Here is a 17,067-nt window from a genome sequence, read left to right as displayed (position 1 = left end):
TTCGAAGCAGTCTTCACGCCGCCTTCTCACGCCGCCGGGGGCCCTCGTTCCACTCCCGCGCGAGATCGAGGAAGTTTTGCAGAATTTTGTGGCCGTGCTGCGAGGTGATGCTCTCGGGATGGAACTGCACGCCATGCGTAGGGAGCGTCTTATGCGACAGCGCCATGATGAGGCCGTCAGGCGTCTCGGCGGTCACCCGCAGGCAGTCGGGAAGGGTGTCGCGGCTGACGATCAGCGAATGATAGCGCGTCGCCTGGAACGGCCCCTCGATGCCGCGAAACACGGCGTCGCCGTGGTGGAGAATGGTGGCCATCTTGCCGTGGATCGGCAGCGGCGCCCGAATGACGTCGCCGCCAAACACCTCGCCGATCGACTGATGGCCGAGGCAGACGCCGAAAATCGGCACGGTCTCGGCGGCAGCTGAGATCAGCTCCATGCAGATGCCCGCCTCATGCGGCGTGCAAGGGCCGGGCGACAGCACGATCGCGTCGGGTCCGCCGGCCAGCACTTCGGCGACCGAAACGGCGTCGTTGCGGTGAACCGTGACGTTCGCGCCCAGCTGGCCGAAATAGTGAACCAGGTTGAAAGTGAAGCTGTCGTAGTTGTCGATGAGCGTGACGTTGGACATTGGGCTGCTGTCCAGCCTCCTGGCGCGGGTTTGACAGTGCAATAGGCCGGGTGGCGGGCTTAAGCAACCGTTGGACGGCGATCGTCTCGCGGCGAGAAGCGCCAGTCCGGCCGAACATCTTTGATCATCATGATCTCAGCCAGCGACTGGCGGGTCAGAAGACCCAAGAACCGCCCCTCCTCGTCGGTTACGCCGACCGCCTCTCCGCTCGTGAGCATGGGCAGGGCGGCGTCGATGTTCTCGCGACCGTCTATCGTCGCGGGCTCCTGGCGAACGAAAGGCGCGATCGGCGCGCCGGGTTCGGCAGCCCGCAACGCTTCGATGATGTTGGCGCGCGACAGGAAGCCGCTGAGCCGGCGCGAGACGTCGACGACCGGGAATTCGTCCTGAGACGTGGCCAACAGGATGTCTACCGCTTCCCGCACGCTTGAGCTGCGTTCGATCACGGCGATGCGCGTCTCCATGGCGTCGGCGGCTTTCAGTCCACGCGCCGCCTCGGACATCGACGTCATCTGCGCTTCGCCCGCCGCCGCGATATAGACGAAAATCGCGATGAACAGCAGCAGCGGATTTCCGAACAGCCCGAGAAAGCCGAGCAGGAAAGCGAAGCCCTGACCGATCTGCGCGGCGATGCGCGTCGCACGGCCCTTGCCGATCCAGATCGACAGCGCCGCCCGCAGCACGCGGCCGCCATCCATCGGAAAGGCCGGGATCAAGTTGAACGCCGCAAGAAAGATATTCACGGCCGCCAGACGTTTTAAAAGATTGACGGACGGGTCGCTGATCTGGATCCCGTCGGACACATCGACGGCCCCAAGAAACAGGATGAGCAAAGCCGCAATGACGAGATTGACCGCCGGACCCGCCAGCGCGATCAGCAGCTCCTGACGGGGCTTATCGGGCATCTTTTCCATGTCGGCCACGCCGCCGATCGGCAGCAGCGTGATCACCGGCGAGACGATTCCATAGCGCCGCGCCGTCAATATGTGGCCGAACTCGTGCAACACGACGCAGACAAAGATCGCGACGATGAACAGGACGCTGTCGCGCGCTGCGACGGCGCCGCCGCGCTGGTAGGCCGCAAAGCCGATCCAGCCCAGGAGCAGCAGGAACGTGACGTGAATGCGCACGGCGGTTCCCATGAAGGAGCCGATCGTGAGGGACCAACGCATTTGAGCTCCTGCGATCGTGGTTAACAGCCGGTAAGATAGGACTGAGCGGCGGCTTGCGCTAGAGCGCTTCCCTGGAACCTGCTCTAAGCGCGGGGATGCGCACGAAAAACGCCGGCGAAGCGGCCCTGGGGCGCTTGCCGGCGATAGAGAGATGACGGTTGAGAGACGAGAAGAAAGCGAGATCGCGTCAGAGGCGATAGCGGACCTGATCGGTCCAGAAGCGCTCCAGTCGCGAGAGCGACGTATTGAGGGTGCGAAACTCGTCGCAGGAAACGCCGCCGATCTGCTCGACCGTCAGCGCGTGCTTCTCATAAAGCTGAGCGACGATATCGTGAATTTGCTTGCCCTTCGGAGTCAGGCTGATGCGCACCGAACGGCGATCAAGGCGCGAGCGCGCATGATGCATATAGCCCATGTCGACCAGCTTCTTGACGTTGTATGAAACATTGGAGCCGAGGTAGTAGCCGCGCGTGCGCAATTCGCTCGCGGTCAACTCCTTGTCGCCAATGTTGTAAAGCAGCAGCGCCTGCACGGAATTGACGTCGCCAAGATCCCGGCGGTCGAACTCGTCCTTGATGACGTCGAGCAGACGGCGGTGAAGGCGTTCGACGAGCGTGAGCGCTTCGAGATAAACCGGTCGGATCTCGCTGGCGCGATCCTCGCGGGCAGGGGCTGTCTTGGTCATGGCGCTCATCGTCTTCTCCATCAGGGCGGATGCATCGCGCATCTCTTGATCGGCGTTCGATGAGATCAAATTAGATCGGCGCAGGTGAAAGGCAGTTTAAACAACAGCCTGAATCGCGCGTTTACCCCGATAGGGGCTGTTTGCGGTGAATGAGAGATGAACTTAAACGTTCGATTTACGCTAATGATTCCTCTAACAAGCCTTGCGCATTAGGAAGCCTTTGGCGGTTTCCTGTCGAATTTGCGGCGACGGCGGCGTTCGCGCATGCGCTGCGCCTCGATATCGCGTCCGGCCTCGAAGGTCAGCCCGAAATACATGGCGATCAGCACGGCGTTGACGCCGATCAGCCAATATCCGCCGGTGAAGAATCCCGGCATGCTGAGCGTAAGAAAGATCTGCGCGCTTGCAACGAGCAGCCACAGCACGCCGCCCCAGGGCGTCGCCAGCCACAGGCCGACGCCGGCGATGAGATCGAGCACGGCGAAGAAAATAACGGCGGAGGCTGCGCTCTGCGGCATGGTTTCAAAGATCGAGCGTTCAGCAGCGAGAATGATCCGCCACTGCATCAAGCCTTGCACGAGCCAAAATAACGCGACAATGCGCATGAAGCGCGAGAGCAGCACGCCCCATTTTGCGGCGTCGCCGCCGTTCGGTTCGCCGACGCGAATTGCGCGGTAGGGATCGTCGCCGTCGTCGTAGATCGTTGGGCCATCCATCAGATGCGCCGCCGCTTGTTTCGCTGCCCGTGCGCTGTGGCGGAAATGGCTACTGCCCCCGCCGCGCGCGCGTTGCGAAGCGAACCGCTTCCTCGGCGGCGCGGAAAAGCGCTTTCGCCTTGTTGACGCATTCGCGATGTTCATATTCCGGTTCGCTGTCGTAGACGACGCCGGCGCCTGCCTGCACATGCATCTTGCCGTCCTTCACGATCGCCGTGCGCAGCACGATGCAGGTGTCCATTTGGCCGCCGGCGCCGAAATAGCCGATGCAGCCGCCATAGATGCCGCGCTTGTCGGTCTCGAGCTCGTCAATAATCTCCATGGCGCGCACTTTCGGCGCGCCGGAGACGGTGCCGGCGGGAAACCCCGCGGCGAGCGCGTCGATGCAATCGTGGCGCGCATCGAGCTCGCCTTCAACATTGGAGACGATGTGCATCACGTGACTGTAGCGCTCGATCGTGAAACTGTCAGTGACGCGCACCGTGCCGGTCTTTGCGACGCGGCCGACGTCGTTGCGGCCGAGGTCGAGCAGCATGAGATGTTCGGCGCGCTCCTTTTCATCGGCGAGGAGATCCGCCGCCAGACGCTCGTCCTCCGCCTTCTCCTCGCTGCGCCAGCGCGTGCCGGCGATCGGGCGAATCGTCACCTTCGCGTCGGCGACGCGCACGAGGATCTCGGGACTCGAACAGACGATCTGGAATTCGCCGAAATCGAGAAAGCATAAAAAGGGCGCCGGGTTCACGCGGCGCAATGCGCGATAGAGCGCAAAGGCGGGCAAAGCGAAAGGCGCGGTGAACCGCTGTGACAGCACGACCTGGAAGATGTCACCGGCGCGAATGTATTCCTTCGCGCGCTCGACCATCTCCAGAAAACGAGATGGCGGCGTATTCGAAACCGGCTCCTGAGCGAGCAGCTGCGCGTCGGTCCCGCCGTCGCGATGCTCCAGCGGCGCCTCCAGCGTTGCAACGACTCTGTCGAGGCGCGCGAGCGCCGCTTCATAGGCCGCCTTCGCCGCGACGCCGGCTTTTGGCCGAGCCGGCGTGACAATGGAGATTTCGTCGCGAACCGTGTCAAAGACGATCATGACCGTCGGACGCATGAAAAGCGCGTCAGGCGCGCCGATCCTGTCTTCCTTGGCCGGTCCGAGGCGCTCCATCTGGCGCACCATGTCATAGCCGAGGTAGCCGAAAACTCCCGCCGCCATCGGCGGCAGCCGCACGGCCTGCGGCACGGCGGATTCGGCGATGAGCTGACGCAAGGCGACGAGCGGCGCTCCCTCGCAAGGCGTGAAGACGCTCGCGTCGTCGAGCGCGGCCCGATTAATTTCCGCTCTGTCGCCGAGGACGCGAAAGATCACGTCGGGGTCGAGGCCGATCATCGAGTAGCGGCCACGGGCGGCGCCGCCTTCCACGGATTCGAGCAGAAAAGCAGCGCCGCGCCGATCGCGCGTGAGCTTGAGATAGGCGGAGACCGGCGTTTCGAGATCGGCGACCAACCGGGTCACGACCAGCTGCGGCCGATCAGCGTCGTATTCGGCGCCGAAGGCGTCGAAGTCGGGCTCGAACAGCGCGCCGCTCACTTGTCGCGTTCCGCTCCGGTCGCGGCTTCCAAGGCCTTCTGGTTGATGTCGACGCCGAGCGCCTTCTCGAGGCCGCCGACATATTGCTCCAGCAGGTCGTTGTGAAATGCAGGCTTCAGTTGCTGGGCGATCGTCTTCGCTTCGATCGAACTCGGGTCGAACACGGGAGTCGTCGAGTCGCGCACGAAAAACACCAGCCGCCCATTGTCGACGACGGCGGAGCCGGCGTTGCGCGGCGCGACATCGAAGAATCGAACGATGACGTTGGTGTTGAAGTCGGGCCGCGCCTCGCGCTTCACGTCATTGGCGCGTTGGGTCTGAACGCCCACTTCCTTGGCGACGTCTTCGATTGACCGGCCCGCGTTCAGCTTGGCGACGATTTCATCGGCCTTGGCGGCGAGCGCCTTTTGCGCTGCGTCGCTGCGCATGGCGTCGACGACGGCCGCCTTCACCTCTTCGAATGTCTTCTGCCGGGCGGGCTCGATGCCGTTGACCTCGTACCAGACATAGCCGCCGTCACGCGTCGCGACAGTATCGTTATCGACGCCGATGTCCGATGCGAAGGCGGCCTTCACGAGGTCTGGACCGGAAGGAAGGCCGGCGATCGGCTTGCCGCTGCGGTCATTGCCTGCATCGTCGACGCCGTCATAGACCTGCGTCTCCAGCCCCACGGCCTTTGCGGATTCGGCGAGAGTTTTGCCAGTGGCGCGTTGATCCTCGATGGCCTCATGGAGCCGGCGCACTTCAGGCATGGCGCCCTGCGCGGCGATTTCCGCGCGCAGTTCCGGCTCGGCCTGCTCGAAAGTCTTGTTGTAGACCGCCGGGGCGATGCTCTTGACCTGGGAGACGACGGCGCCGAAGGCGGTGTGAACCGGCTCGGTGAGCCCCGGCCCGGGAAGCGCAAAAACCGCCGCGCCAACTTTGGGATCGCCGAAGTCGCGCTGCTCGACGAGGCCGAGGTTGACGTCCTTCGGATTGAGTTTGAGCTCGGCCGCCATCGCCTCGATGTCGGCGCCGGCTTTGAGTTTGGCGAGCGCAGCTTCGGCTTCCGTGTCGGTCTTGAACACGATCTGCCGCACGTCACGCTTTTCGGGCATGCCGTAGCGCTTCGATTTGACCTCGTCGTAAAGCTTGCGCACCTGTTCGGCAGGCACGCTCTCCGGCTTCCCGACCGTAGAAGGGCTGACGACCAGCGCCGTCAGCTTGCGGTATTCCTTGGCGCGAAAGGTCTGCTCGCGTTCGTCGAAGTATTTTTTCAGCTCTTCGTCGGATGGCGTCGCTGCGGCGCCGACCAGCGACGGCGGCAGAATGACGTAGTCGATCGTTCGCGATTCATTGCGGAAACGATAGATCGCCTCGACCATCAACTTGGGCGGCTCGACTCCGGCGACGGCGATGTCGGTAATCATCTTGCGCAGGTAAGCGTTCTTCTGATCCGCGACGAAACCCCGCTCGGTGAAACCGGAGTCATTGGCGATCTGCTTGAAGCGCATGGCGTCGAATTTGCCGTCCGGCCCCTGAAACACCTTTTCCGACGCGAGCAGACGCTGGGTGGTCTCATCGCTTGCGGCCAGCCCGAGCTGCCGCGCCTTTTGGTCAAGCGCGACTTCCGTGACGAGGCGCTCGAGGATCTGAAGGTCCAGCCCCGCCTGATGCGCTTCTTCATTGGTGATCGCGCGCCGCATCCGCTGCTGAATGCGGCGGAGCTCATTTTGATACGCGCTGCGATAGGTTTCGACCGTGACTTCGCCGCTGCCGACTCGGGCGAGCCGCTGGGCGGTCATGCCGCGAAACACGTCTCCGACCCCCCAGATCGAAAAACTGATGACGATGACGCCCATGACCAGCGCCATGATGGTGCGGCCGATCCAGTTCTGCGAGGCGACGCGCAGGCCTTCTAGCATGGGTATTGCTTCCTTGGGTGCGTTGGATCCGGCTTCCCGGTTTTGGCGGCGGACTATAGGGAGGGGGCGGGCGCGTGGCAATGCGCTCCGCACGGAACCGCCGACGCGTCGAAATGCGCTATTGCCCTGTGTTTCGAATGCCTGCAGTCTCCCCGACGATAACCCCGCTGAACAGTTCCAATTCGGAGCGCGCGCCGGAGATGAGAGCCGATAATGGATGAACCCGTTAACGCTGTTGGTGAGACCGGCGTAGAGGCTCTCGTTACCAAAGTCGCGGCTGAGCCCGCGGACGTCCAGGCGGCCGAGCCCGCGGCGCATCCTCACGCGCCACATCAGGACGTGCGTCGCTTGCGGGCTGACGCCGAGGCGGTCCGGAAGGCGTTCGAGTCAGGAGAATTTCCCTACAAGACCCGCCTGAGCGAGAAGGTCTACCTGCGGCACATGGAGCTCCTCCAGGTGGAGCTCCTCAAGGCGCAAAACTGGGTAAAGGAGACCGGTCAACGCATCGTCTTGCTGTTCGAGGGGCGCGACGCCGCCGGCAAGGGCGGCACCATCAAGCGCTTTATGGAACATCTCAATCCGCGCGGCGCGCGGGTCGTCGCCTTGGAAAAGCCATCCGAGCGCGAGCGCAGCCAGTGGTATTTCCAGCGCTACATCCAGCACCTGCCGGCGGCCGGCGAGATCGTTTTCTTCGACCGCTCTTGGTACAATCGCGCCGGCGTCGAGCGGGTGATGAATTTCTGCACCCCGAACGAATATCTGGACTTCATGCGCCAATGTCCCGATCTTGAGCGCATGTTCGTCAACTCCGGCGTTCGCCTCTACAAATACTGGTTCTCGGTGACGCGCGAGGAGCAGCAACACCGCTTCCGCTCGCGGATGAACGATCCTTTGAAGCAGTGGAAACTCTCGCCGATCGATCGTGCGTCGATGGACAAATGGGACGATTACACCGAAGCGAAGGAGGCGATGTTCTTCTTCTCCGATACGGCCGACGCGCCTTGGATTGTCATCAAATCGGACGACAAAAAGCGCGCGCGCCTTAATTGCATGCAACACTTTTTATCGAGCCTCGATTACCCGAACAAAGATCATAGCGTCGTACACGGACCCGATCCGCTCATCGTCGGCGCCAGCGCACACGTCATCGGCCGCGACGAGCACATTCTGGGCAAGTCGCTTGCGATGGACGCCGAGAAGAAGCGCAAGCGCACCCGCTAAGATTTCGAGACCAGTCGTTTGCGCCACTAAGAATAAAAAAAGAAACTCTCGTAATTATGCCGTCGGCCCGCTGTGGCTTTTAGCGCCGGACGTCCCGCGCGCCCTGGATTTCCCACGTATCGTTGGGCTGAAGGCGGTAGGGCGCACGGCCGTCCCGACAAGCGTCAACTTCAAAAAAAATTCACCATAAAGTTAAGGCCCTGCTTGCACTGCAGATATCGCTTGTTTAGAAAAGGAACGCTGAAGCTGGAAGAGGCGTGAGTTGTAGCCCTTCCCCTTCCCGAGGGGCCCGAGACACGCGCTCGGTCGACTGAGCCCTGACAGCTGTGGGCGGCGCGGCCGCCCCTTACGAGCGCCCCAAAAGGAAATCCTATGCTGCGATCTCTTGGTCTTGCAGGAATGATGACGGCTGTACTTTTGACGGCGCCCGCCCAGGCTTTCGATGTTATGGCGCCTGACTACGGCGGACGCGTGGAGCAATATGAAGCCAGGCTTGCGAGGGCGCGGGCTCGCGGCGAGCCGATCCGTATTGGCCCGACTGAATGCGATTCCTCATGCACGCTCTATCTGGCCCATCCCCAGTCCTGTGTTTCCGAGGGCGCGGTTTTGGGCTTCCATGCGCCTTGGTTTGGCGGGCCCGAGGGGGGCGTCGTCGATCCGCGTATGACCGCGGTCTTCGCCGCACATTATAAGCCCGGGCTGCGTCAGGCCTTCATGGCTCACGTGCGACGCCACGCGCATCAGGCCCCCGGCCCGATGCTGCGCATCACCGGCCGCCAGCTCGCGGCGTATGGCTATCGCCTCTGCTGATTTAGGGTAGATCGATATGCGCGGAGACTTGATCGGGAGATCGCAGCGCTCCGCGCTCATACCAGCCCTTGCTCCGATTGACGATCCAGACGACGCTTAGCATCACTGGAACTTCGATCAGGACGCCAACAACGGTGGCGAGCGCAGCGCCCGAGTCAAAGCCAAATAGGCTGATGGCCGCCGCGACCGCCAGTTCGAAGAAATTGCTCGCCCCGATCAGCGCCGAAGGGCCGGCGACGCAATGCGCTTCTCCCGCCGCGCGATTGAGCAGATAGGCGAGTCCGGCGTTGAAATAGACCTGGATCAGTATCGGCGCCGCGAGCATGGCGATTATCGCGGGTTGCCGGATGATCTGTTCCCCCTGAAAACCAAAGAGCAGAACGAGCGTCGCGAGCAGCGCGATCAGCGACGCCGGGCCGATATGCGCGAGCGCCTTCGCGAGGCCTTTTTCACCGCCTGCCGCGAGCAGCCGTTTGCGGGCTAGCTGCGCGACGATCACCGGAACGACGATGTAGAGAACCACCGAGAGAAACAGCGTGTCCCAGGGCACGATGATCGAGGACAGTCCAAGCAACAACCCGACGATGGGCGCGAATGCCACGATCATGATTGCGTCGTTGAGCGCGACCTGGCTCAGCGTGAAATGCGGCTCGCCCTTGATGAGATTCGACCACACGAACACCATGGCGGTGCAAGGCGCGGCTGCGAGTAGGATCAAGCCGGCGATATAAGAGTCGATCTGGTCCGCCGGCAGATAGGGTCGAAACAGATAGCCCATGAAAATCCATCCGAGCAGCGCCATGGAAAAGGGCTTTATCGCCCAGTTGACGGCGAGCGTGACGCCAATCCCGCGCCAGTGACGCCCGACTTCCGCAAGCGCGGCGAAGTCGATCTTCATCAGCATCGGCGTGATCATCAGCCAGATGAGCGCCGCGACAGGCAAATTGACCTTTGCGACCTCCATCGCGCCAATTGCGTGAAACACGCCCGGCAAGAAATGGCCCAGCGCGACGCCGGCGACGATGCAGAGCGCCACCCAGAGCGAGAGATAGCGTTCGAAAATAGTCATGGCTTACTCCGCGACCGCGTTCGGCGATGTTGCGCCTTCCATCTCGCCGATCTCGCGCAGGCGCTGGCTGAGCGCGAGCTTGTCGAGACGATGCAGCGGAATCGCACAGAACTGATCGACGCGGTTGCGCAGATAGCGAAAGGCCGTGGCGAAGGCGCGCTGTTTTTCTATGTCGCTTCCTTCCACCGCCGCAGGGTCTTCGATGCCCCAATGCGCCGTCATTGGCTGGCCGGGCCATGCCGGACAAGCTTCACCCGCTGCGCTGTCACAGACGGTGAAGACGAAATCCATGCGGGGCGCGTCAGGGCGGGCGAACTCGTCCCAGCCTTTGGACCGATAGCCTTCGGAAGGAAGGCCCATCGTCTCCAGCGTATAGAGCGCGTAGGCGTTGACCTCGCCCTTGGGATGGCTGCCGGCGGAATAGGCGTGGAACCGGCCGGCGCCGCGCTCGCGCAGCAGCGCTTCGGCCATGATCGAACGCGCGCTGTTGCCGGTGCAGAGGAACAGCACGTTATAAGTCCTGTCTGTCATTGGCGAGACTCACATTTGATGCGTGCAAGAGAGTCGGCGGGCGCGCATGGCGCGCCGCCGCAACAGTCTTCGGCGAGGAAGCGCGCCAGCTCATTCAGCCGCGAAAGATCCGCCCGATAGACGATGCTGCGGCCGGTGCGGGCGCTGATGACGAGCTTCGCCTGCGAAAGGACGTTGAAATGGGCAGAGAGCGTGTTTTGTGGAACGCAGAGCGCGCGGGCGACGTCGCCGGCCGGCAGACCCTCGGGCTCGTGCCGGACGAGCAAGCGGAAGGCTTCGAGCCGCGTCGGCTGCGAAAGCGCGGAAAGACAGGCGAGAGCCGCTTCTATTTCCATAAATCCAGATATATCGAAATATATGACGGCGCAATGACATTTCCGTAGCGCGCGCCACATTGTTGCGCGCCCGTAGCTCTGTTACCCAGGCGTATTGTCAGGAGCATTTCGCATGACCCGTCGCCCGCTCGTCGCCGGAAACTGGAAAATGAACGGGCTGCGCGCCTCGCTTGAGGAGATCGAGGCGATGGGCGCCGCCTATGATGATGCGCTGCGCGCGCGCGCCGAACTCATCGTCTGCCCGCCGGCCACCTTGATTGCGGTTGCGCGCGATAGCGCGGAGCGCGGAGGCTTGGGCCTTGGCGGGCAGGATTGCCATGCCGCCGCCAGCGGCGCTCACACGGGCGATATTTCCGCCGAGATGCTCAAGGACGCCGGCGCGTCCTACGTCATCGTCGGCCACAGCGAACGCCGTTCCGACCACGGTGAAACTGACGCCAACGTTCAGGCGAAGGCCGCCGCCGCCCTGCGCGCCGGGCTTACGCCGATCATTTGCGTCGGCGAGACGCGCGCCGAGCGGGAGGCGGGCGACGCGCTGAGCGTCGTCGGCGCGCAGATCGAGGGTTCGCTCCCCGCCGACGCGCCCCCTTACATTGTCGTCGCCTATGAGCCGGTGTGGGCCATCGGAACGGGGCTGACGCCGACAACCGAGGACGTCGCCGAAATGCATGCCTTCGCGCGCGAGCGGATCGAAGCGCGGCTCGGCGGCGGCAAGAGCGGCGATGTGCGCATTCTCTACGGCGGCTCGGTCAAGCCGTCGAACGCCCGCGAATTGATGCATGTCGCCAATGTCGACGGCGCGCTGGTTGGCGGCGCGAGTTTGACGGCCAAGGATTTTATCGGCGTCGCGAGCGCCTATCGCTAATCAGGCGAAGCTGGACAATCGGATGGGCTCGAATAAAGTCATCTCTTCAGAGGGTTTGTTTTCAGTAATTGTTTGAAAGAGGGGCGCGTCATGAGCCAGAATGATTTCGGCGTCATCGAATTGGTCGATGAAGACCGCGTCTATCCCGGTTCGCGATTCAGCGAAGTGCGCGACGCGATGTTCGCCAATCCCTATCAAAAGGTCTGGGGCGCGCCCGGCGAGCCGCCGCTCCCCTTCGTGATGCCGACCTTTTTCGACATGTTGCGCGCGCTTTGGCGGGGCAGGCACTTTTTGACGCAAGCCGCCGAACGATCGGTCGATGCGCGCAGTGATCTGAGGTGGGGGCCTGACAAGAAAGGCTTCAGACGCATCGTGCATCCCTGGGGCGTCGTTCTGACGGGACTTTGGGAAATCACCGAGGACAGCGGCTACACCGGCTATTTCCAAAAAGGCAGCAAGGCGCTTGTCGTCGCGCGCTATTCCAACGGCGGCGCGGTGAAGCGCGGCAAACCGCGCGGGCAGGGCATCGCCGGCAAGCTTTTCCCGACGACTGACCCAGACCATAAAGAGCCGCTGCAGACGGCGAACTTCTTCACGATCGACGATATCGTCGGCGCGTCGACGCGCTACATCAACGATGTTGATTTCGTCAATGCGCCGAACGTCACGCTCTCAAACGATTGGGCGACGTCGCCCATCGTCATGACGGCGGGCGTCGTGTTCGCGATCACCGATAAGGATCCGACCGAGCGGCAGCTCCATGAAGTCGCGGAGCTCGGCAAACCTCGCGACCTTCCCACCCGCGCCCCGCGCTTCATGCGCTTGAAGCTTGCGCCGGGCCATCCGCGCATTGAAGGAGAGGACCTCGATTCACGCGACGAATTGCTCGCGATGATGTTCGACAAGGGCGATCCGACGCCCAGGCGCGAGATCGTTTTCACCATCGAGGTCACCGAGGATGGCGAAGTGACCGGCCGCACCGGATTCAAGAAAGGAACGTTCCGCAATTGGCGGCGGATCGGCGCGCTGACGTTCGACAACGCCGTCGTCTCCTACAACGGCGATCGCGTCCTGCATTTCCACCATCCGAATTGGCGCATCGATCGCAACGATCCGGCGACCAGGTTCCGGCCCTCGCCAGCGGGCAGCAAAGTGGAAAAGACCGAGGCGGTGTAGGCTTGCCGCTTCGGCGAGCGACCGATATAAGCGCGACGCCTACACCATGCTCCAACGACGAGGCGACGCGCTCCTATGGCGATCGAACGCACTTTTTCCATCCTCAAGCCCGACGCGACGAAGCGCAATCTCACAGGCAAGATCAACGCGCTGATCGAAGATGCGGGCCTGCGCATCATCGCTCAGAAGCGTATCCACATGACGCGCGAACAGGCGGAAGCTTTTTACGCCGTGCATAAGGAGCGCCCCTTTTTCGGCGAGCTCGTCGACTTCATGATTTCCGAGCCCGTCGTCGTGCAGGTGCTCGAAGGCGAGAACGCCATCGCGCGCTACCGCGAAGTCATGGGCGCGACCAATCCTGCGAACGCCGCGCCGGGAACGATCCGCAAGGAACATGCGCTGAGCGTCGGCGAGAATTCGGTGCATGGCTCAGACGCGCCGGAGACTGCGGCGGTGGAAATCGCGCAGTTCTTTTCCGGCAACGAGATCGTTGGCTAATCTGCGCGTCAGTGAGTGAATGGCCGGGCCAAGCCTGGCCATGACTCTTGCTGCGCGGCCCCTGACTATGCCGCTGCAGTCTCAGGAAAATACGCCTGCATCATCCTGTCGCGATAGGCGAGGAGGTTGGCGTTCGCCTGCGCCGCGTCGCGAACGGCGCTCTCCGACATCGGCGATAAGACCGACGCCACAAAGGCGAAGACCGTAGCGTCGGCGCCGCAGGGCGCGTCGCCGAAGAGATAGGGCTTGTCGCCGATCAGCGTCGCGAGCGCTTCGATGTCGCGTACGCCGAGCGCATCGATTTCCGATGGGCTGTGACGGCCCATGCCCTGCGCCCAAAGCGATTTGGCGATCCTGCGTCGAATGAACCATTTCGCCAGCGGGCGCGCGACGGCGGGCACGCTTTCGAAGAAACGCGCGGGACCGCGTTTGAAATTGGTGTCATCCATCCAGCGCGTATGGACGATGACCGAATAGAGATGTTCTTCGCACATCTTCTCAACGCACCAGCCGATCGCTTTTTGCGAGGCGCTCAACTGCGCGTCGAAGTCCACGCCGTATTTCTTTTCGATATGGAAACGGATGAAGGTTGAATCGGCGACGGTTTCGCCGTCGTCGTTGATGTAGGGCTGCTTGCCTTTCGGCGCTTTCGAAAAGCCGCTGCGGTCTTCGACATAGTCGAGGCCTGCCATCTTCAGAAGCACCATCGCTTTCGTCACGAAAGGCGATGCGTCCGGCAGTCCGGCGACGGGGCGGAAGCAATAAAGCGTGATCGTCATGAAATTCCCTTGGTCGGCGCGATGGCGTCGGGAACGATAAGGACTGCCTCGCGGGGCGCCGGCGCTGCGAGCACGCGATTGCCTTCGATCCGCACGGTGCCCGACGCGACCAGCCGCAGCGCCATCGGATAGATGACATGCTCCTGCGCGAGCACGCGGGCGGCGAGGGTGTCCGGCGTGTCGTCGTCGAGCACGGGCACGGCGGCCTGCGCGACGATCGGACCTTCGTCCATTTCCGGCACGACGAAATGCACGGTGGCCCCGTGAATCTTTACGCCGTCGGCCAGCGCGCGCTCATGCGTGTCGAGTCCGCGATAGGAGGGCAACAGGGCAGGGTGGATGTTGAGCATGCGCCCGCGCCAGAGGCCGACGAACCACGGCGTGAACATGCGCAGAAAGCCGGCGAGGCAAATGAATTCGATGCGATAGGTTTCCAGAACTAATTGCAGCGAACGCTCGAACTCCTCGCGTCCGGCGTAAATCTTGTGGTCGACCGCAGCCGTCGCGACGCCGGCGGCCTTCGCCTTGGCGAGGCCCGGCGCATCGGGACGATTGGAAAGCACAAGGGCGATTTCAGCCGGAAAGCTGGGGTCCCTGGCGGCGGCGATCAGCGCGTCCATGTTTGAGCCGCGACCCGAGATAAGAATCGCGGTGCGCAGCCGCGTCACAACGTCAGAGTCCCGTGCGTAACGACCCGCTCGGCGTCGGTCTCGATGACTTCGCCGATGCGCACGGGCTTCTCGCCGACAGCCCGCAAGGCCGACTCCACCTCGCTGGCGGCGGGCTCGGAGGCCACCACCACCATGCCGATTCCGCAGTTGAACGTGCGCAGCATCTCGCTTGCCGCGATGCCGCCCGTCTCGGCGAGCCAGCGGAAAACCGGCGGAGGCGCGAACGTCGACAGATCAAGCGCGACGCCTAGACCGCTTGGCAGCACGCGTGGGAGATTGTCGGGAAAGCCGCCGCCGGTGATATGGGCGAGGGCGACGATATGCGGCGTCGCCTTCAAGGCCGCGAGCAGGGGCTTCACGTAGATGCGGGTCGGCGTCAAAAGCGCCTTCGCCAGATTGAGGTCTCGCGCGAAAGGCGCGGTGGCGCTCCACGCAAGTCCAGCGTGCTTCACAACGTTGCGTACGAGCGAATAGCCATTGGAATGGACGCCGGAAGAAGGAAGTCCGAAAAGGACGTCGCCGGCATGGACATCGCGGGGTAGAAGGCGATCACGCTCCGCGGCGCCGACCGCGAAGCCCGCGAGGTCATAGTCGCCGCGCGCATAGAGGCCGGGCATTTCGGCGGTCTCGCCGCCAAGCAGGGCGCACCCCGCCTCGACGCAACCGGCGGCGATGCCCTTCACCACCGACGTCGCGACGTTCGGGTCGAGTTTGGCCGCCGCGTAATAATCCAGGAAGAAAAGCGGCTCGGCGCCCTGAACGATCAGGTCGTTGACGCACATCGCGACGAGATCGATTCCGATCGTCTCATGCAGACCGGATTCGATCGAGATCTTCACCTTGGTGCCGACGCCGTCGTTCGCCGCGACGAGGACAGGATCGGAAAATCCGGCCGCTTTGAGATCGAACACGCCGCCAAAGCCGCCGATCTCGCCGTCGGCGCCGGAGCGCCGCGTCGAACGCACGGCGGGACGGATCATGTCGACGAACCGATTGCCTGCGTCGATGTCGACGCCGGCGCCAGCGTAGGTAAGGCCCGAATTTCTCTGTTGCATTTCATCCTTCGCGTCGTGGGCGCCGGCGTTAGATGGGCGCAAGCGGCGGCGGCTGTCAAATCCGCTCGGAACGGCTACGCTCTTGTGCGTTTGCACAAAGTTTTTTCCGTAGCGCGGCATATGAATGTCGCCGCAAAGGAGCAGCGCCATGAAGATTCGGTTCACCATTGAAGATATCGCGGCGGCCCGCGACGCCGGCGCGATTGACGCCGCGTCCTTCGAGCGGCTGTCGCAGTTTCTTGCGTCGCGGCGCGCGGCCCTCGCGGAGGCGACGTCCCAAGCGCCGCGCTATGACGTCGTCAATCTGCTTTGGTACGCCGGCGCGCTGATCGTGCTCGGCGCCATGGGCATGTTTTCGACGACGGCCTTTGGCCTTTGGGGCGACAAGGCGCTGTTGGTCACCGCGATCGTCTACGCCGCCATGTTCGCCTTCGCCGGCGCCTATCTCTGGCATAGGCGCGGCTTGCACACGCCGGGCGGGCTGCTCATCGCCTGCGCAGTGGGGATGGCGCCGCTCGCGATCTTCGCGCTGCAGTCGATGTACGACGCCAGTCCGGCGGGGGAGGCGCGGCCCTACCGGGACTTCTACATTTGGATTCAGTCGAGCTGGCTTCCCATGGAGCTTGGAACGATTGCGGCGGCTTCTGTCGCGCTACTCGCCTTTCCTTTTCCGTTCCTCGTCATGATCATCGCCTTTGCGCTCTGGTTCATGTCGATGGATTTGACGCCCTGGCTGATGGGCGTTGCAGAATTTTCATGGGATCAGCGAGCGACGGTGAGCATGTATTTTGGACTCGCCGTGCTGGCCGTGGCCTGGCTCGTCGATCTCAAGCGGTGGCGGAACGGCGATTTCGCTTTCTGGCTGCATCTCTTCGGGCTGCTGGCCTTTTGGGGCGGGCTGACAGCCCAGCACAGCGGCGACGAATTGGGCAAGGCGCTCTATTGCGCCGTCAATGTGGGACTGATCTTTCTGTCGCTGTTCTTGATGCGCCGCGTCTATGCGGTATTCGGCGCCGTCGGCGTCACGACCTATCTGAGCTATCTCGCCGGCAGCGTTTTCAAGGATTCGATCCTTTTCCCTTTCGCGTTGTCGGGCATCGGCGTTCTGCTCATCGTCTTCGGCCTCTTGTTTCACCGCTACGGCGCCGCCATCGGCGAAACGATCGGCGAATTGTTGCCGGCGCATTTGCGCGGTTTACGCCCGGCGCACGCCCGCGAGCAGGATTCCGCATGAGCGTTTCCGAGTTGGCGGCGCTTCATCGGGAGTTTCCGGATTGATTGCGCTTTAGGCGGCGGCGGATTATATAGGCAAAATCCCAACATGGACGGTCGTTCTGTGGGTCGCTGGCGCCGGGCGGCGCGGCGCCAGACGT

At 62.9% G+C, this 17,067-nt stretch carries 18 protein-coding genes; 6 read left to right on the top strand and 12 right to left on the bottom strand.

The features are described 5' to 3' along the window. Positions 1-13: 13 nt before the first annotated feature. The 6 genes from ACPS74_RS03990 to ACPS74_RS03965 all read right to left on the bottom strand — a co-directional run bounded on the left by ACPS74_RS03990 (position 14) and on the right by ACPS74_RS03965 (position 6,684). Positions 14-628 (bottom strand): anthranilate synthase component II, encoded by a 615-nt coding sequence (locus ACPS74_RS03990; RefSeq protein ID WP_018408698.1) that lies wholly within the window; start codon positions 626-628, stop codon positions 14-16. A gap of 59 nt (positions 629-687) precedes the next feature. After that, positions 688-1,800 carry a site-2 protease family protein gene (locus ACPS74_RS03985; protein WP_029651756.1) on the bottom strand — a complete coding sequence of 371 codons (1,113 nt, stop codon included), beginning with the start codon at positions 1,798-1,800 and terminating at the stop codon, positions 688-690. A gap of 187 nt (positions 1,801-1,987) precedes the next feature. Further along, positions 1,988-2,494, bottom strand: a complete 507-nt coding sequence (ldtR, locus tag ACPS74_RS03980) for a transcriptional regulator LdtR (protein ID WP_109026472.1) — start codon at positions 2,492-2,494, stop codon at positions 1,988-1,990. A 200-nt stretch (positions 2,495-2,694) separates the two neighbouring features. Continuing rightward, on the bottom strand, positions 2,695-3,201 hold the full coding sequence (locus ACPS74_RS03975) for a DUF6163 family protein (RefSeq protein WP_029651755.1): 507 nt from the start codon (positions 3,199-3,201) through the stop codon (positions 2,695-2,697). Positions 3,202-3,250: 49 nt separating this feature from the next. Continuing rightward, complete coding sequence (trpE, locus tag ACPS74_RS03970) at positions 3,251-4,780, bottom strand: anthranilate synthase component I (protein ID WP_036242222.1); 1,530 nt, start codon at positions 4,778-4,780, stop codon at positions 3,251-3,253. Further along, entirely contained in the window at positions 4,777-6,684 is a 1,908-nt protein-coding gene (locus ACPS74_RS03965) for a peptidylprolyl isomerase (RefSeq protein ID WP_029651753.1), read from the bottom strand. Before ACPS74_RS03965 ends, trpE begins: the two co-directional genes overlap by 4 nt. A 213-nt stretch (positions 6,685-6,897) precedes the next feature. Between ACPS74_RS03965 and ppk2 the strand changes: the two genes are divergently transcribed. Continuing rightward, positions 6,898-7,905: a polyphosphate kinase 2 gene (ppk2, locus tag ACPS74_RS03960; protein WP_029651752.1), complete on the top strand. Its 1,008-nt coding sequence runs from the start codon at positions 6,898-6,900 to the stop codon at positions 7,903-7,905. 372 nt (positions 7,906-8,277) lie between these two features. Then, the gene (locus tag ACPS74_RS03955) at positions 8,278-8,715 is read left to right on the top strand and encodes a hypothetical protein (RefSeq protein ID WP_239754301.1); all 438 of its coding nucleotides are present in this window, start codon (positions 8,278-8,280) and stop codon (positions 8,713-8,715) included. 1 nt (position 8,716) lies between these two features. Here the strand turns inward: ACPS74_RS03955 and arsB are convergent, their stop codons facing one another. Genes arsB through ACPS74_RS03940 form a run of 3 tightly spaced genes read right to left on the bottom strand, consistent with a single transcriptional unit; the run spans position 8,717 to position 10,650 of the window. Then, positions 8,717-9,784: an ACR3 family arsenite efflux transporter gene (arsB, locus tag ACPS74_RS03950; RefSeq protein ID WP_029651750.1), complete on the bottom strand. Its 1,068-nt coding sequence runs from the start codon at positions 9,782-9,784 to the stop codon at positions 8,717-8,719. 3 nt (positions 9,785-9,787) lie between these two features. Then, positions 9,788-10,315: an arsenate reductase ArsC gene (locus tag ACPS74_RS03945; protein ID WP_029651749.1), complete on the bottom strand. Its 528-nt coding sequence runs from the start codon at positions 10,313-10,315 to the stop codon at positions 9,788-9,790. Further along, positions 10,312-10,650 carry an ArsR/SmtB family transcription factor gene (locus ACPS74_RS03940; RefSeq protein WP_029651748.1) on the bottom strand — a complete coding sequence of 113 codons (339 nt, stop codon included), beginning with the start codon at positions 10,648-10,650 and terminating at the stop codon, positions 10,312-10,314. Before ACPS74_RS03940 ends, ACPS74_RS03945 begins: the two co-directional genes overlap by 4 nt. A 112-nt stretch (positions 10,651-10,762) precedes the next feature. On the opposite strand from ACPS74_RS03940, the gene tpiA reads away from it, so the two are divergent. From tpiA to ndk, 3 genes are all read left to right on the top strand, one after another. Next, positions 10,763-11,515, top strand: a complete 753-nt coding sequence (gene tpiA, locus ACPS74_RS03935) for a triose-phosphate isomerase (protein ID WP_029651747.1) — start codon at positions 10,763-10,765, stop codon at positions 11,513-11,515. A gap of 90 nt (positions 11,516-11,605) precedes the next feature. Further along, positions 11,606-12,691: a hypothetical protein gene (locus ACPS74_RS03930; RefSeq protein WP_029651746.1), complete on the top strand. Its 1,086-nt coding sequence runs from the start codon at positions 11,606-11,608 to the stop codon at positions 12,689-12,691. Positions 12,692-12,766: 75 nt separating this feature from the next. After that, the gene (gene ndk / locus ACPS74_RS03925) at positions 12,767-13,189 is read left to right on the top strand and encodes a nucleoside-diphosphate kinase (RefSeq protein ID WP_029651745.1); all 423 of its coding nucleotides are present in this window, start codon (positions 12,767-12,769) and stop codon (positions 13,187-13,189) included. Positions 13,190-13,254: 65 nt separating this feature from the next. Here the strand turns inward: ndk and ACPS74_RS03920 are convergent, their stop codons facing one another. The 3 genes from ACPS74_RS03920 to purM are packed head-to-tail and all read right to left on the bottom strand — an operon-like array spanning position 13,255 to position 15,694. Next, positions 13,255-13,968 carry a glutathione S-transferase family protein gene (locus ACPS74_RS03920; protein WP_029651744.1) on the bottom strand — a complete coding sequence of 238 codons (714 nt, stop codon included), beginning with the start codon at positions 13,966-13,968 and terminating at the stop codon, positions 13,255-13,257. Beyond that, positions 13,965-14,588, bottom strand: coding sequence for a phosphoribosylglycinamide formyltransferase (gene purN, locus ACPS74_RS03915; protein ID WP_239754311.1), 624 nt, complete (start codon positions 14,586-14,588; stop codon positions 13,965-13,967). Before purN ends, ACPS74_RS03920 begins: the two co-directional genes overlap by 4 nt. Positions 14,589-14,632: 44 nt before the next feature. Then, the gene (gene purM / locus ACPS74_RS03910) at positions 14,633-15,694 is read right to left on the bottom strand and encodes a phosphoribosylformylglycinamidine cyclo-ligase (RefSeq protein WP_193392196.1); all 1,062 of its coding nucleotides are present in this window, start codon (positions 15,692-15,694) and stop codon (positions 14,633-14,635) included. A gap of 148 nt (positions 15,695-15,842) precedes the next feature. On the opposite strand from purM, the gene ACPS74_RS03905 reads away from it, so the two are divergent. Continuing rightward, positions 15,843-16,928, top strand: coding sequence for a hypothetical protein (locus ACPS74_RS03905; RefSeq protein WP_029651741.1), 1,086 nt, complete (start codon positions 15,843-15,845; stop codon positions 16,926-16,928). Positions 16,929-17,067 lie beyond the last annotated feature (139 nt).

The sequence above is a fragment of the Methylocystis sp. SB2 genome (genome assembly GCF_049817085.1).
GTDB lineage: Bacteria > Pseudomonadota > Alphaproteobacteria > Rhizobiales > Beijerinckiaceae > Methylocystis > Methylocystis rosea.
Note: the sequence above shows the minus strand (reverse complement) of the source record. Positions and strands in the feature narration are given on the sequence as shown.